Annotated in this window: 10 protein-coding genes and 1 tRNA gene; 3 read left to right on the forward strand and 8 right to left on the reverse strand. The window is 71.3% G+C overall.

Annotated features, from left to right (window positions below; all coding sequences use genetic code 11):
• Nucleotides 1-229: 229 nt before the first annotated feature.
• From V6B97_RS08070 to V6B97_RS08085, 4 genes are all read right to left on the reverse strand, one after another.
• Nucleotides 230-1,069 (reverse strand): fumarate hydratase, encoded by an 840-nt coding sequence (locus V6B97_RS08070; protein WP_333505991.1) that lies wholly within the window; start codon nucleotides 1,067-1,069, stop codon nucleotides 230-232.
• Nucleotides 1,070-1,349: 280 nt separating this feature from the next.
• Nucleotides 1,350-2,093: a fumarate reductase iron-sulfur subunit gene (locus V6B97_RS08075; protein ID WP_333505992.1), complete on the reverse strand. Its 744-nt coding sequence runs from the start codon at nucleotides 2,091-2,093 to the stop codon at nucleotides 1,350-1,352.
• Nucleotides 2,094-2,107: 14 nt separating this feature from the next.
• A complete protein-coding gene (locus V6B97_RS08080) occupies nucleotides 2,108-3,931 on the reverse strand; it encodes a fumarate reductase flavoprotein subunit (RefSeq protein ID WP_333505993.1) in 1,824 nt (607 codons plus the stop codon).
• A gap of 13 nt (nucleotides 3,932-3,944) precedes the next feature.
• Nucleotides 3,945-4,598 (reverse strand): succinate dehydrogenase/fumarate reductase cytochrome b subunit, encoded by a 654-nt coding sequence (locus tag V6B97_RS08085; protein ID WP_333505994.1) that lies wholly within the window; start codon nucleotides 4,596-4,598, stop codon nucleotides 3,945-3,947.
• A 521-nt stretch (nucleotides 4,599-5,119) separates the two neighbouring features.
• Here V6B97_RS08085 and V6B97_RS08090 point away from each other — a divergent pair.
• Nucleotides 5,120-5,311: a hypothetical protein gene (locus V6B97_RS08090; protein WP_333505995.1), complete on the forward strand. Its 192-nt coding sequence runs from the start codon at nucleotides 5,120-5,122 to the stop codon at nucleotides 5,309-5,311.
• A 170-nt stretch (nucleotides 5,312-5,481) separates the two neighbouring features.
• Here the strand turns inward: V6B97_RS08090 and V6B97_RS08095 are convergent, their stop codons facing one another.
• The 3 genes from V6B97_RS08095 to V6B97_RS08105 all read right to left on the reverse strand — a co-directional run bounded on the left by V6B97_RS08095 (nucleotide 5,482) and on the right by V6B97_RS08105 (nucleotide 8,940).
• Nucleotides 5,482-6,261 carry an exodeoxyribonuclease III gene (locus V6B97_RS08095; RefSeq protein WP_333505996.1) on the reverse strand — a complete coding sequence of 260 codons (780 nt, stop codon included), beginning with the start codon at nucleotides 6,259-6,261 and terminating at the stop codon, nucleotides 5,482-5,484.
• A gap of 39 nt (nucleotides 6,262-6,300) precedes the next feature.
• Nucleotides 6,301-6,741 carry a bacteriohemerythrin gene (locus V6B97_RS08100; protein WP_333505997.1) on the reverse strand — a complete coding sequence of 147 codons (441 nt, stop codon included), beginning with the start codon at nucleotides 6,739-6,741 and terminating at the stop codon, nucleotides 6,301-6,303.
• Nucleotides 6,742-6,894: 153 nt separating this feature from the next.
• Nucleotides 6,895-8,940: a putative bifunctional diguanylate cyclase/phosphodiesterase gene (locus tag V6B97_RS08105; RefSeq protein WP_333505998.1), complete on the reverse strand. Its 2,046-nt coding sequence runs from the start codon at nucleotides 8,938-8,940 to the stop codon at nucleotides 6,895-6,897.
• Between the two features lie 397 nt (nucleotides 8,941-9,337).
• Here V6B97_RS08105 and murJ point away from each other — a divergent pair, with 397 nt between their 5' ends.
• Nucleotides 9,338-11,026 carry a murein biosynthesis integral membrane protein MurJ gene (gene murJ, locus V6B97_RS08110; protein ID WP_333505999.1) on the forward strand — a complete coding sequence of 563 codons (1,689 nt, stop codon included), beginning with the start codon at nucleotides 9,338-9,340 and terminating at the stop codon, nucleotides 11,024-11,026.
• Between the two features lie 112 nt (nucleotides 11,027-11,138).
• A complete protein-coding gene (locus V6B97_RS08115) occupies nucleotides 11,139-14,468 on the forward strand; it encodes a hybrid sensor histidine kinase/response regulator (RefSeq protein WP_333506000.1) in 3,330 nt (1,109 codons plus the stop codon).
• A gap of 266 nt (nucleotides 14,469-14,734) precedes the next feature.
• Here V6B97_RS08115 and V6B97_RS08120 read toward each other — a convergent pair.
• A tRNA-His gene (locus V6B97_RS08120) sits at nucleotides 14,735-14,810 on the reverse strand.
• Nucleotides 14,811-15,032: the final 222 nt, after the last annotated feature.

The raw sequence follows: 15,032 nt of genomic DNA on the forward strand, positions 1-15,032 counted from the left end.
CCTTGTATTTCCGTACATGTCCCGGAGCGGGACCGCAATGGGGCTCTTGAGGGCGGCGGGCATCGGCAGGCCCGCAACAATTGTCGGACAACGGTTCGCGGGCATCCGCACCCGTTGCCGGTGCAACCGCCACGCCGGGGAAATCGGCAACAACGCGTCCGCAACGGTTGCGCAGCTTACCGGCCGCTTGCCGGAAAGCGCCCGCCAACTATCGTACCGTTTGCCCGGCCTACAGTTCGATCTCCCCGTGCCGGGCCGAATGGCACTGCACGTTCACGGCCAGCGGCAGGCTGGCCAGATGGCACGGGGCAAAGGCCAGCTTCACGCCGAGGCAGGTGGTCTTGCCGCCAAGCCCCATGGGACCGATGCCCAGCGCGTTGATGGCGGCCAGCAGTTCCGCTTCCTTGGCGGCCATGTCCGGGTCGGGATGGATGTCCGTCAGCGGGCGCAGCAGCGCCTTCTTGGCAAGGATGGGCGCGTAGTCGAAGGTGCCGCCCACGCCCACGCCGATGATGGTCGGCGGGCAGGGGTTTGGCCCCGCCTCGCGCACGCGCTGCACCACGAAATCCTTGATGCCCTGCCACCCCTGCGCGGGGGCCAGCATGGTCACGCGCGACATGTTCTCGCTGCCGCCGCCCTTGGCCATGAAGGCGATGCGCAGCCTGTCGCCGGGCACCAGGTCCATGTGGATGACCGCCGGGGTGTTGTCGCCCGTGTTCCTACGGGTCATGGGGTCGCAGGCGGACTTGCGCAGGTAGCCTTCGGCGTAGCCGATGCGCACGCCCTCGGTGATGGCCTCGCGCAGGGTCATGCCGTCCACGCGACAGTCCTCGCCCAGTTCCACGAAAAAGACGGCCAGCCCCGTGTCCTGGCACAGCGGCAGGCCGGTGGTGGCCGCAAGGTCGGCGTTTTCCAGCAGTTGCCGGAAAATCTCCCTGGCGACGTCGCTGTCCTCTTCCGCCTGCGCGCGGCTGAAGGCCCACCGCACGTCCTTGGGCAGGTAGCGATTGCACTCCACGCACAGGCGCGCCACTTCCTCCACCACTCGTGTCGCCGGTATGCGGCGCATGTCTGGCTCCTTTGTCCGGGTACGCAAACGCAATCGGGGCGGCCGGTTCCGCAACCGCGACGCCACCCTAGCAAGCGGCGCGGGCCTACGGCAACAGCCGGGAGCCCGTCCGGACCGGCCGTCCGCAACGCAGCACCGCAACCGCACAACAGCGCAAGCCGTTCGCCTCGCAACGCCGTCCGGCGCACAAAGACGGCCGACGCCGCAAGGCAAACCGGGCCGCCCCGCATGCGGAACGGCCCGGCGAAACGGGTGCGGAACTGCCCCCGCCCCTGCCCCGCTACCTCCCGAACGGCAGCAGCCGCTTCAGCACGGTCAGCCCCATCTTGCGGCGCAGGTAGCCCAGCTGGTTCTGCAACGGCAGGTGCTTGGGACAGACATCCTCGCAGGCCAGCAGGCCCATGCAGCCGAAGATGCCCTCGTCCGAGCCGATGATCTCGTAGAAGTCCGCGTCGGTGCGCTGGTCGCGCGGGTCGGCGGCAAAGCGCGCCACGCGGATGAACCCCGCCGGGGCCAGGAAGTCGGGCCGCAGGTTGGCCGTGCCGCAGGCGGCCACGCAGCAGCCGCATTCGATGCACCGGTCCAGTTCGTAGATGGCGTTGGCCACCTCGTTTTCCATGCGCGCTTCCTGCGCGGCAGGGTCGAATTCCGCGCGGGTGTGAATCCACGATTCGGTGCGCTGGTACATGGCCCGGAACCACGTGCCCGTATCCACCGCAAGGTCGCCCACCAGCCTGAACACCGGCAGGGGCAGCAGGGTGATGGCGGCGGGCAGGTCGCGCGTCTTGGTGTGGCAGGCGAGTCCGGGCCGCCCGTTGATGACCATGGCGCACGAGCCGCACACCCCGGCGCGGCAGCAGAAGTCGAACTTCAGCGAGGGGTCCTGTTCCTCGCGCAGGCGGTGCAGGGCGATGAACAGCGTCATGCTGTCCGTCTCGTCCAGGCGGAAGGTGTCCATGCGCGGCACGGACGCCGGGTCCTGCGGGTTGTGGCGGAAGATGTTGAAGGTCAGCGAGCGTTGCATGTGCGTGGTCCCCCTCAGGAAGCTGCCGGAATGATCTTGCCGCCGCCATACCCGCGGTCACCGGGGGGCAGTTCGACATGGGTGGTGGCCGGTTCGTAATCCAGGTGCGGCAGGTCGGCCCCCGGCCGCCACGAGGCCAGCGTGCGGTTCAGCCAGTCGCGGTCGTTGCGCTCCGGGAAGTCCTCGCGGGTGTGCGAGCCCCGGCTTTCGGTGCGCATCAGCGCGCCGTGGCACACGCACAGCGCCAGCCGCACCATGCCCGGCAGGCGGATGGCCAGCGCCAGTTCCGCGTTGGCGCCCACCCCGTCGGAGGCAAGGCCGACGCGTTGCGCCCGCTCGTGCACCTCTTGCAGGGCCTGCACGCCCCAGGCCAGGTCCGCGCCGTTGCGGAACACGTAGGCCGCCCGCTCCAGGATGTCGTACATGGCCTCGCGCACGGCGTAGACGCTCTCCTTGCCGTCGGCCCCGGAGACGATGCGCCCGATGCGCGCCTCGTCCCGCGCCGCCGCCTCGCGCACATGCGCGGTGGAGAAGGAGGTGTCGTACCCTTGCAGGAATTCCGCGATGTTGCGGCCCACGATGCCGCCCGCCACCACGGTTTCCGCCAGCGAGTTGCCGCCCAGCCGGTTGAAGCCGTGCAGGTCCCAGCAGGCCGATTCGCCCGCGCTGAACAGCCCCTTCAGGCCGTAGGCCGCGCCGGTCTTGTCGGTGCGCACCCCGCCCATGGAATAGTGCTGGGTGGGCCGCACGGGGATGAGCTGGTGCAGCGGGTCGATGCCCAGGAAGTTCTGGCAGATCTCGTCCACCTCGCGCAGCTTGGTGCGGATGTGCTTTTCGCCCAGGTGCCGGATGTCCAGCCACAGGTGTTCACCGTAGGGGCTCTGCACGCCCTTGCCGGTGCGCATGTGCTCGATCATGCGGCGCGAGACCACGTCGCGCGAGGCCAGTTCCGCCTTGTCCGGCTCGTAGTCGGGCATGAAGCGGTATTCGTCGCGGTCCAGCAGGGTGCCGCCGTCGCCCCGGCAGCCTTCGGTGACCAGGATGTCGGTGGGCACGGTGCCCGTGGGGTGAAACTGCACGGCCTCCATGTTGCCCAGTTTCGCCACGCCGGTGTCCAGCGCCAGCGACAGGCCCGTTCCCTCGCAGATGATGGCGTTGGTGGAGGCGCGGTAGATGCGCCCGTACCCGCCGGAGGCGATCAGCGTGGCCCGCGCCAGGTAGGCGCGCAGTTCGCCCGTGCGCAGGCAGCGCACGATGGCCCCGTGGCAGGTTTCGCCGTCGTGGATGAGCGAGACGGCCTCGGACCGGTCGTGCACGGTGACGCCCAGTTGCGCGGCGCGGTTGTCCATGGTGTACAGCACCGCGTGGCCCGCCCCGTCGGAGGCGTAGCAGGTGCGCCACTTGGCCGTGCCGCCGAAGGCGCGCGAGTGGATCAGCCCGTGGTTTTCGGCCTTTTCCGTGGCATCGAAGGGCTTGCCGCCCTTCCAGTAGGTGTGCGTGCCCGCGACGACGCGGTTCCACGGCACCCCCCAGTGGGCCAGGCGGCGCATCTCGATGGGGGCCGCCTCCACGAACATGCGGGCCACTTCCTGGTCCGCGCCCCAGTCGGAGCCTTTCACGGTGTCCAGGAAGTGCACGTCGGGGCTGTCCCCGTCGCCCATGACGGCGTTGCCCAGGGCCGCCTGCATGCCGCCCTGCGCGGCCACGGAATGCGAGCGCCGCGCGGGCACCAGCGAAAGACAGACCACGGAAAAGCCCGCGCCCGCCACCTCTATGGCGCAGCGCTCGCCCGCAAGGCCCGCGCCGATGGTCAGAAGATCGGTATGGATGATCTGCATTGGCGTGGGTCTCCTAATCCAGCGGCAGCAGCCGGAAGCGCAGCAGGGTGAGCAGCGACAGGCACAGGAACCCGGCCAGCAGGTACAGGCCGTTGCGGGTGAGGACGGCGCGGTTTTCGCGGGTCACGAGGCCCCACTTGGCCCCGGCGCGCCACGCCCCGATGACCAGGTGCAGCGCCAGCGCGGGCAGCAGCAGCAGGTAGGCCCAGAACCACCCGCCGAACTGCACGCGCACCGCGCTTTTCTGCGCCTGCACCGGCAGGTCGGTGAGGCCGGTCCAGATGTGGATGGTGACCAGGGCGGCCACGATGAACGCGGTGGCCACCTGCGCGATCCAGGCCCAGGTTTCCGGGTGGCGCAGCAGGCGGGCGTGGCGCCAGGCGGTGACGGCCTGCGCGGCCTTGAAGGGAATCTTGCGGGCGGCCACCGTGGCGTGGACGCAGAACACGACGGCGATGAACACGCCGCCCACGGTTTCCAGGTGCAGCGCGTCCATGACGGCCGAAAGCCCGTTCAGGGCCCCCGCGCCGAACAGCACGCTGGACAGGAAGAGCATGTGCATGCAGGCGAACAGCGCCAGCGCCGCCCCCGTGGCCATCTGCACCCAGTCGAGCCAGCCGTCGGCACGGGAGCGCGGCCGGGCCGGGGCGATGCAGTCCGTTTCCATTGAGCCTCCTTGGGAACACGAGACGGTCAGAAGGATGACGGCGGCGGAGCATGGAAAAGATGATGCCGGGCGCGCGGGACAGGCGGACACGCGGCGAAGCGGGCGCGCACCGGCAGGCCGGGAACCCCGTGCAATATCACGGATTGAACACCCAACCATCCAGATTCCATACCTTTTCCTGTCCGACGGACTATGGCCGACACGCCCGTGCATGTCAAATCATGCGCGAGGCATGGAAGCACGGCGCACGGGCACGGGGCGGAAGGGGGCCGGACGGCCTTCTGCGGGATGGATTTCAGGCACGGGATGCATCCATCCTGCGCGCCCCGCCCGGCGGCCCATGCGCTTGCATTTCGCGGCCGCTGCGGATAGGGGGGAAATTTCCCGGCGCCGCCAGGCGGCCATGGCGCATCCGCCGTGGGCCGACCCGGCGGCCAACCCGCCATCCGGCCTGTCGGCGGCTCCACGGCCAGCCGTACGGCCCTGTCCCGGCGGCCATATCGTCCTTGAGGGGGGTCCTCATGCGCGAGATACGCGAAGAACTCATCCGGCTGGCCCGCGAATCGGGCATCCCGGTTCCGCCCGACGCCTCGGTGACCGAGGTGGTGCAGCTGCTGGGCAGCGATGCGCACCTGTCGCCCGACCTGTGCGAAGCCCTGAACCACATCCTCGCCGGGCTCGGCGGGGCTGCTGTTCCGGCCGCCTGCAAATAGCGCGCGCGAAAAGGGCATGCCCGCCTTCGTCATGGCGGGCATGCCCTTTGATTTTCCGCCCGGCTCCGAGCGATCCCGAGCGGTCCCGAGCGGTCCCGAGCGGTGCGTACCGGCATGTGCCGGTGCGGTCCGGCGCGCGCCGTGCCCGGCCCTGCGTCCCGGCCCGCCCGCTACATGTCCACGTCCAGCGCCAGCCCCACCGGGCAATGGTCGGACCCCATGACGTGCATGTCTATCCACGCGTCGCGCACCGCGCCGCGCAGTTCTTCCGACACGAAGAAGTAGTCGATGCGCCAGCCCACGTTCCGCTCGCGGGCGCGGGTCTTGTACGACCACCACGAGTAGGCGTGGGGCGTGTCGCCCTGCACCAGCCGGAAGGTGTCCACGTAGCCCGCCGCCACGAAGCGGTCCATCCATTCCCGCTCGACGGGCAGGAAGCCGGAAACGTCCTCGTTGTCCTTGGGGCGGGCGAGGTCGATGGGCTTGTGCGCGGTGTTGAAGTCGCCGCAGACCACGATGGGCTTGTGGCGGCGCAGGCTTTCGGCATGGTTCAGGAAGGCGTCGTAGAAGCCCAGCTTGTAGTCCAGGCGTTCCTCGCCCTGCCCGCCGTTGGGAAAGTAGATGTTGAAGTAGTGGAAGGCCGGAAATTCCAGGTGGATGCACCGGCCTTCGCCCTGCCATGCGGGGTCGGGCATGTCCAGATGCACGGCCAGCGGTTCGATGCGGCTGAACACGGCGACCCCGGAGTAGCCCTTCTTCATCCGCGAGGCCAGCCACCATGCCTTCCAGCCCTCCGGGTCGCGGTGGGCGGCGGCCACCTGCTCCGGCTCGGCCTTGGTTTCCTGCAAGCCCACGATGTGGCCGTCGCACCCGGCGAACCAGTCCCATTCCGGCTTGCCGCTCAGGGCGCGGATGCCGTTGACGTTCCATGAATACAGCTTGAGCAGCACTGGGCCTCCCTGTGTCCGGATGAACGATGCGGTGCGGGGCTATTCCGGCGCGCCGCCCCGCCCGGACTGTTCGCCCGCGCCGTGGCGCAGGCGCGCGGCGTACTGCATGTCCACGCCCTGGATATGGTCCTCGAACCACGACTTCAGGAAGTGGAACAGCTCCAGCGGCAACATGGGCGGGCGGGCGTCGGCGTCGAGGGCCAGGGTGAATTCGCGCACCCGCGAAAGAAACTTCAGGTGTTCGCCCTGATGGAAGGCCAGCAGTTCCGGCGCCACCTGGCGCACCACCTCTTCCTCCGCCGAAAAGTGGGCGGCGGCGTGGGCCTTCAGGCCGGACAGCACGGCGCGCAGGCGGCTGCCGTCCTCCGGGCAGGCGGCGGCCTCGGCCATGTCGTTCAGCAGTTCGATGATGCGGGCATGCTGGGCGTCCAGTTCAGGCACGCCCACGCTGAACCGGTTCGACCACTCCACGTGACGCATGACGGCTCCTTGGGATGCGGGGCGCGGGGCGCAGGGGCCTTCCCGCGTTCGTCCAGCATACACCCGGCGAGAGCCGCCGCGAAAGGGGGGGCAGTCCCGAAAGCCTATGGGGAAAACACCCCTGCGGGCGGTACAGGCGGGGCCGCGTCCGGGCTAGTGTCCCTTGGGCCGCTCGGCGAACATGCCCGGCACGTCCTCGCCCGGCAGCGGGCGCGAGAACAGGTAGCCCTGGCCGCCCTCGCACGAAAGTTCGGACAGCATGATGCGCTGTTCCTCCTCCTCCACGCCTTCGGCCACCACGTCCAGGCCAAGGCTGTGCGCCAGCGCCACCACGGCCTGCACGATCTTGAAATGCCCCGGCTCGCGGCACATGCGCGCCACGAAGCTCTGGTCCACCTTCAGGGTGTCGATGGGGAACTGTTGCAGGTAGCTGAGCGAGGAATACCCGGTGCCGAAGTCGTCGATGCACAACCGCACGCCGATCTCCTTCAGCCTGCGCAGCACCAGGTTGGCGTAGTCCGGGTTTTCCATCAGCATGGTCTCGGTCACTTCCAGCTTCAGGCATCTGGCGGGCAGGCCGGTCTCGCGCAGCACGGCGCCCACCTGCTCCACCAGGCCCGGCTGCGAGAGCTGCCGCGCCGAAAGGTTCACGTGCATGACCACCCCGCGCATGGACGGCTGCTGCTCGCGCCAGGCGGCCAGGGCGCGGCACGCCTCCGCCAGCACCCAGCGCCCCACCTGGTGGATCTGCCCGGTGGACTCGGAGACGGGGATGAACTCCGACGGCCCCACGATGCCCCGGTCCGGGTGGTTCCAGCGCACCAACGCCTCGAACCCGGTCAGCTTGCGGTCGTGCAGCGACATGATGGGCTGGTAGACCAGGAAGAATTCGTTGTTGTCCAGCGCCCGGTGCAGGTCGATTTCCAGCTGCATCAGGTTCATGGCCTGCTCCAGCATGGAGGGCTGGAACACCGCCATGCCGTCGCCGCCGTGCTCCTTCACGTGGTGCATGGCGATGTTGGCGTTGCGCAACATCTCGTCGGCGTTGCCGCCGCCCCGGTTCACCACCACCCCCACGCTGGCGGAAATGCGGATCTGTCGGCCCGACACCTCCAGCGGCGGTTCCAGCGAGGCGCAGATGCGCCGCACCGTGATCAGGGCTTCGTCTTCGGACCGCACCTCGTCCAGCAGCAGGATGAACTCGTCGCTGCCCAGGCGCGACACGGTGTCGATGGTGCGGGTGTTCTCGGCCAGACGCCGGGCCACCTCGCGCAGCACCTGGTCGCCCGCGGCGTTGCCCATGGAATCGTTGACCACCTTGAAGCGGTCCAGGTCCAGGAAGGCCACGGCGCACACGTTGTCCGCGCCGCGCCGGGCGCGGTGCAGCGAACGGTCGATGCGGTCCAGGCACAGGGCGCGGTTGGGCAGCCCGGTGAGCGGGTCGTGCCAGGCCTGGTGCTTCATCTGGGTGAGCATGATCTTGCGGTCGGTGACGTCGCGCCCGCTGAAGCGCACGCCCATGGGCGCGCCGTCGGCGTCGTGCAGGCGGCGGCTGGAGCAGGCCAGCCAGCGCTCGCGGCCGTCCTGGGTGCGCACGCGCACCTCCACCTCGACCATCTCGGCCCCGGACGCCACCATCTCGCGGTGCTTGCGCCACAGGGGCAGGTCCTCGGGGTGCATGATGCCCTCGATGAACCGGGCGTTGGCGCGGAAGGATTCCATGGAATAGCCGGTGATGCGCTGGCAGGCGGGGGTGACGAACACCACCTTGCCGTCGGCGTCCTCCCAGCCTTCCCAGTCGGCCAGGTGTTCGGCCAGCACGCGGAAGCTCTGCGCGGCGTCGCCCTCCGGCAGGGGGGCCGGGGAATGCGTGAAGGGCACGGCGTGGCGGGCGCGGGAGGGGGAATCGTCGAAGGGCGCGGGGGCCGGGGAAATCCGCGGCGCGGCGTGGGAAGTGGAGTGGCCGTCGGCCACGATGGAAAGGCGCGCCGCGGGCGGGGGAACGTCGGGCAGCGGGCCGTGCTCCGCGCCGGACCCGGTGACCGTCGGGAGACCGGCGCGGGGACCGGCATGGGGCTCGTGCGACGTGGCGCCGGAGCGCCGGGCGTGCGCGTCCTCCGGGCCCGGCTTTTCGCCGTGCCCGGGGGCTGCATCGTGCCACACGCTCTCTGCGGCGTCCTGTCCCTTCTGGTCGCTCACGCGGCATACCCCCTATGCCTTGCCAGCTTGCCGCGCGTGCCACGCGCGTGCGGCCCACCACGCGGGCGGCCGAAGGATGAGTGCTCGTCCGGGCCGCTTCGGCCCGTCACGTGGGCGTAATACAAGCCGCCGGAAATAACAACTCCCGCCGCTGCACGGCGGTGCCTCCACACCCGCCCGTAATATTCAAGTGTTACGGCATGTTCGTGGATTGCCGCAGTTCCCTCGCGGCGGGCCGGGGGATGGCAATCCGGAATTTCCGGACAGTTTTCCGGTATCCGCAACACCATTGCCGCCATGGGCGGGAGAACCAGGCCGGGTTCCCAGGCCGGGGGCGCTGCGCTACACTGCGCGCGGGGCGACCGCGTCCCCATTTCCACCGCCACGAGGACCCGGCATGACGCCAGAACCCGCCCCCGCAACGCCCGGCACGCCGTCCGGAGACATCCCGCCCGGTGACATGTCTTCCGGCGGCATGTCTTCCGGCGACACCATGGCCCGCAACGCCGCCACCGTGGCCGGGGCCACGCTGGCGTCACGGGTGCTGGGCTACGCCCGCGACGCGCTGACCGCGTACATCCTGGGCGCGGGAGCCGGGGCCGATGCCTTCTTCGTGGCCTTCCGCCTGCCCAACCTCATGCGCCGTCTGCTCGGGGAGGGCGCGGTGTCGCTGGCGTTCACCCCCGCCTTCGTCCGCCTGCGCGAGCGCGAGGGCGACGCACGGGCCTTCGCCTTCGGGCGCGGCGTGTTGCTGCGCGCCCTGCCGCCGCTGGTCCTGCTGTGCCTGCTGGGCATGATCCTGGCCCAGCCGCTGGCCCTGCTGCTGGCCCCCGGCTTCGGCGCGCCCGGCAGCAGTCCGCCGGGCGCGCCGCCGGGCGTGGCGGAACGGGCCGCCGGACTGCTGCGCATCTGCCTGCCCTACGGGGTGCTCGCCGCGTGCGCCGCGCTGTGCGCGGGCATGCTGCACGCCCACGGACGCTTCCTGCCGCCCGCGCTGGCCCCGGCGGCGCTCAACCTGGCCGTCATGGCCACCGGCGGGCTGGCCCTGGCCGGGTTCGGCGATGCCGCCACCCTGCTGGCCTGCGGCGTGCTGGCGGGCGGCATGGCCCAGTTGGGCATGCTGCTGCCGCCGCTGCGCCGCCTGGGCCTGCGCTGGCGCGCCCCGCTGCCCGGCCGCGACCCGCAGGCCGGCGACGCGGCCCGCGCCCTGCCCGCCGGGGTGTTCGGGGCATCCGCCCAACAGCTCAACGTGCTGGCCTGCACCCTGCTGGCCTCGTTCCTGTCCGAAGGCAGCGTCACGGCCCTCTACTACGCGGAACGGCTGATGGAATTTCCGCTGGGGGTGTTCGGCGTGGCCGTGGGCGTGGCCGCCCTGCCTGCCCTGTCGAAGGGGCCGGACGGAACCGCAGGAGCCGCACCCCTCCCGCACCCGCACGACGAATTCGGCCGGGTGCTGGGCGACGCGCTGCGCCTTTCCCTGTTCGTCAGCCTGCCCTCGGCCCTGGGCCTTGCCGCCGTGGGCGCGCCGCTGGTGGCCCTGCTGTTCGGCCACGGGGCCTTCGACCGCCAGGCCGTGGACGCCACGGTGGCCGCTCTGCTGGCCTATGCGCCGGGCATTCCCGCCTTTGCCGTGGCCCGGCCGCTGCTGGCCGCCTGCAACGCCCGGCAGGCGGCGGGCGCGCCGGTGGTGGCGGGCCTGGCCTCGGTGCTGGTCACGCTGGGCCTCGGCGCGCTGCTGCTGGGGCCGCTGGGGGTAGCCGGTCCCGCGCTGGCGGCCAGTTGCGGGTCGTGGGTCAACACCGCCTGCCTGGTTCTGGCCCTGCGGCGCGGCGGCACCACGGTGGACCTGCACCCGCGCGCCGCGCTGCTGCACGCGGCACTGGCCTGCGCGGCCTGCCTGCCCGCATGGTGGCTTGCGGGGGCATTCGCGGGCACGGCCTGGGCCGCGCCCGCGCTGCACCCGGCCGCGCGCCTGGCCCTGGGCGTGCCCCTGGCCGCCCTGCTGTACCTGATCCTGTCGCTGTGCTGCCGCAGCCGTGAGGCCATTGCACTGCTGCGCGTTGTGCGGAGAGGGGAAACACGCTAGGCTGGCTAGAACGTGAATTTCGCGTCTTCGCCCCCTGGCGAAGGACGCGCCGGACACGGGAACAGCGCCGCCGCGCCCCGGCGGCCCTCAAGGCACCCGCAAAGGACGCCGCATGCCCGAAAAGGCCCCGCGCCACCTGCTCACCGGCATCCAGACCCGGCTCGGCCTGCTGATCACGCTGGCCACCACCGTCATGCTGCTGGTGTTCATGGCCACGGACTACATCGCCACCAGCCGCAAGATGCACCGCGACATCGAGGAGTTCGCGCGGCGGCAGGCGGTGCGCGTGGCGCGTCAGTTGCAGGTGCCCGCCTGGAACCTGGACGCCGTGTCCATCTCCGCCGTCATCGCGGCGGAAATGGAAGACCAGCGGGTGTACGCGGTGACCCTGTTCGAGCGCGACGGCGCAACCCTGCTCGGCGGCATGCAGCGCGACGGCGACTGGCGCCCCGTGCCGTGGAGCGGCGCCACCAACGGTACCTCTGGGGGCGACTTCATCACCGAGCGCGAAATACTGGCCCACCATGGCGAGGAAATCGGCAGCGTGGTGGTGATGGTCTCGTCGCGCGGCATCGGCGAAGCCCTGTCCGCCATGGTGCGCGAGAACGCCGTGCGCGTCACGGTCGTCGGCCTGACGCTGGTGGTGCTGATCATCCTCATCCTGCGGCGCACGGTGGTGGTGCCCGTGGCCGGGCTGGCCCTGGTGGCCCGCAAGGTGGCCGAAGAACGCAATTACGCCCTGCGCGCCGCCCGGCACGGCCACGACGAGATCGGCCGACTGGTGGACGCCTTCAACTCCATGCTCGAACAGGTGGAACGCCACGAGCGCCAACTGACCGTGCAGCAGGGCGAACTGGAACGCATGGTGCGCGAACGCACCGCCGCGCTGGACACCGCCCAGGCCCGCGTGGAACGGGCCAGCCGCGCCAAGAGCGAATTCCTGGCCGGGGTCACCCACGAACTGCGCACGCCCATGAACGCCGTCATCGGCATGGTGGACATCACCCTCGGCACCGACCTCGCGCCCAAGCAACGGGAATACCTGAACCTGGTCCGTTCCTCGGCCCGTTCGCTGCTGGGCGTGGTCAACGGCGTGCTGGACTTTTCCAAGCTGGAGGCCGGGCGGCTGACCCTGGAATCCATCCCCTTCCGCACCCGCGACCTGCTGGAGGAAGTCACCGACCTGTTCCACGACCGGCTGGCCGTCAAGGACATCGAACTGGTGGTGGACATCGACACCGACGTGCCGCCGGTGCTGGTGGGCGACCCGCTGCGGCTGCGCCAGGTGCTGGTGAACCTGGCCGCCAACGCCTTCAAGTTCACCGAACGGGGCGAGGTGGTCATCCGCGTGGCCCGGAACGACGGGGGGGCCGGGGGCAACGGCGTGGAACTGGCCTTCTCGGTGCGCGACACGGGCATCGGCATCACGGCCGAGGCGCGCGAACGGCTGTTCGAATCCTACAGCCAGGCCGACGCCTCGGTGTCGCGCCGCTTCGGCGGCACGGGCCTGGGGCTGTCCATCGTGCGGGCGCTGGTGCAGCTCATGGGCGGCGACGTGGGCGTGGACAGCGAACCCGGCCGGGGCAGCACCTTCCGCTTCACGGCCCGGTTCGGCCTGCCGCCGGAGCGGGAAGCGCCCGCCCCGCACCATCCGGCGCTGGACGGAAAACTGGCGCTGGTGGCCGAGGCCAACCCCACCTGCGCGCGCGTGCTGGCCCGGCTGCTGGCGCAACTGGGGGTGCGCTGCCAGGTGGCGCCGGACGTGGCCGCCCTGCGCAGGGCGCTGTACCACGGCCCCGACGGCCGGCTTGCCCCTGCCGGGGAAACCGCGCACACGGGGCTGGCAGGACCGGCAGGGCAGCCGGAGCCCGCACCCCACGCCGGGGCCGCCCCGCACGGAGACCAGGACGCCCACCCCGTGCCCGCCGCCTGGGACTTCGTGCTCTGCGGGCTGTACCTGCCGGTGGTCGGCGCCACCAACGAAGGCCTGTCCACCCCGTCCGCATCACCGGAATGCGCCTCCGAGCGCGGCGATATCCCCAGCACCTGCGCGGCCTCCACCATTCTCATGCACCTGCGCGAGGAAGGGGTGTCCGTGCCGCCGCTGCTGGTGGCCGCCGCCATGGGCCGCGAACCGGACGCGGAAACCGCCGCCCGCCTCGGCGTGCTGGCGGTGCTGATCAAGCCGGTGAAACTGGGCGCCCTGCGCGAGGCGGCCCTGCGCGCCGTCTCCCCCGTGGCGGCGAAGCGCGCGGGGGCGGACACGCGGAACGGCGTCCAACCCGCCGCCGGGCAGGCCGCCGCGCCCCGGCCGCCCGACGCGGTTCCCGGCGCCTCCGCCCGCCCCACGGCGCGCGCCGCCGCCACGGTAGCGCACGATCCGGCCCTGCACGGCGCGCGGGTGCTGCTGGTGGACGACAACCCCATCAACCGCGCCGTGGCCGTGGAAATGCTGACCTCGATGGGCATCGCGGTGGAGGCGGCCCCCTCGGGCGAAGCGGCGCTGGCCGCGCTGGCCCGCGACGGCCGGATGCCGGATACGCCGGTCGCCCTCTTCGACGCCGTGCTGCTGGACATCCAGATGCCGGGCATGGACGGCTACCAGACCGCCACGGCCATCCGCGCGCGCAACGCCGGGGACGGCCTGCGGCTGCGGCCCGGCGCGCCGGTCATCGCCTTCACCGCGCGGGTGGAGGGCGAGGACGAAGAGGCCATGCGCCGGGCGGGCATCGTCACCCGGCTGCCCAAGCCCGTGGAACGGGCGGAACTGCTGGCCACCCTGCGCCGGTACCTGCCCCCACGTCTGGTCCCCGCCCCGGCCCCGAACCCGGACGCCGCAGCCCGGACAGTCCCGACGCATGGTCTGCCCCATGGTCCGGCCCACGGCCCAACAGACGAACCCGCCACGGCGGCTCCCCCGCCGCAAGCCGCCAACGGCAAGCCGCAGAGCCACCGCCCCGCGCCGGAAGACCTGCCCGCCGCCCTGCCGGGGCTGGACGTGACCAGCGGGGTGCGCCGCATGAACGGCAAGGCATGGTTGTACCTGCGGGTGCTGGGCAGCTTCGTGGCCGCCTATTCCGGGGCGGGCGAGGAATTGCGCGGGCTGGTGGCGGCCGCCGCGAAACGGGCGGACCCGGCCCGACCGGCTGCGGACGCGGACGCATGGCGCGCCCTGTCGGAACGCGCCCACGCCATGGCGGGCGCGGCGGGCAGCATTTCCGCCGACGAGGTGCACGCGGCGGCCCGCGCCATGGAGCGCTTGGGGCTGCTGCTGGCCGGGGACCTCCCCGACGGGGAGGTCGGACCGGAGGAACGGGAGGTGCTGGCCGCCGCCCCGCACGCGCGGGCAACGGCCGCGACCGGGATGGCGGAACGCTTCGACGCGGCGGTGCGCACCGCCTGCCGCAGCATCCGCACCCTGCTGGAAGCGCACGGCGGGTGACGGACCGGCGCCCTTCCTGGACGATCACCCGGAACCCGCCCCGGCGCGACAAAATTCCTGAAGGAAAACGGCGTATCGCGCCACCAGCCAACGGTTGCCACCCCTGACGGGGTTCCGTTCCGGGGCCGGGAAGGGTATGGTCCGCCCGACATGAGCAGAGGAAATTCCGCCCATCCGCACCGGCAGGTACCGGGCTCTCGTACCCGGACACGCCGCGCCGGGGTCCGGAAAAAGAAAAGCCCCGCTTGCGCGGGGCACGGAATCGATGGGGCGAATGATGGGACTTGAACCCACGGCCACCTGGGCCACAACCAGGTGCTCTGCCAACTGAGCTACATCCGCCGTAAGAGAGAGCGCATATACACCCGGCGCCGGGGCCGGTCAAGAGGCAATCGGCCCATTTCGCCGCCGGAGCCGGTGTTTTCCGGCCCCACGCGGCAGCCGCCGCCCCTTGATTCCGTCTCCGGCCTTGCCCCCGGTCCCCGACCCGTTCCGGACCTCTCCGTGACGGCGCCACGTTTCCCCGGACCCGACCGACGCGCCACCATCGCAATCACCCGCGCG

Source organism: Nitratidesulfovibrio sp. 1201_IL3209 (assembly GCF_036763125.1).
GTDB lineage: Bacteria > Desulfobacterota > Desulfovibrionia > Desulfovibrionales > Desulfovibrionaceae > Cupidesulfovibrio.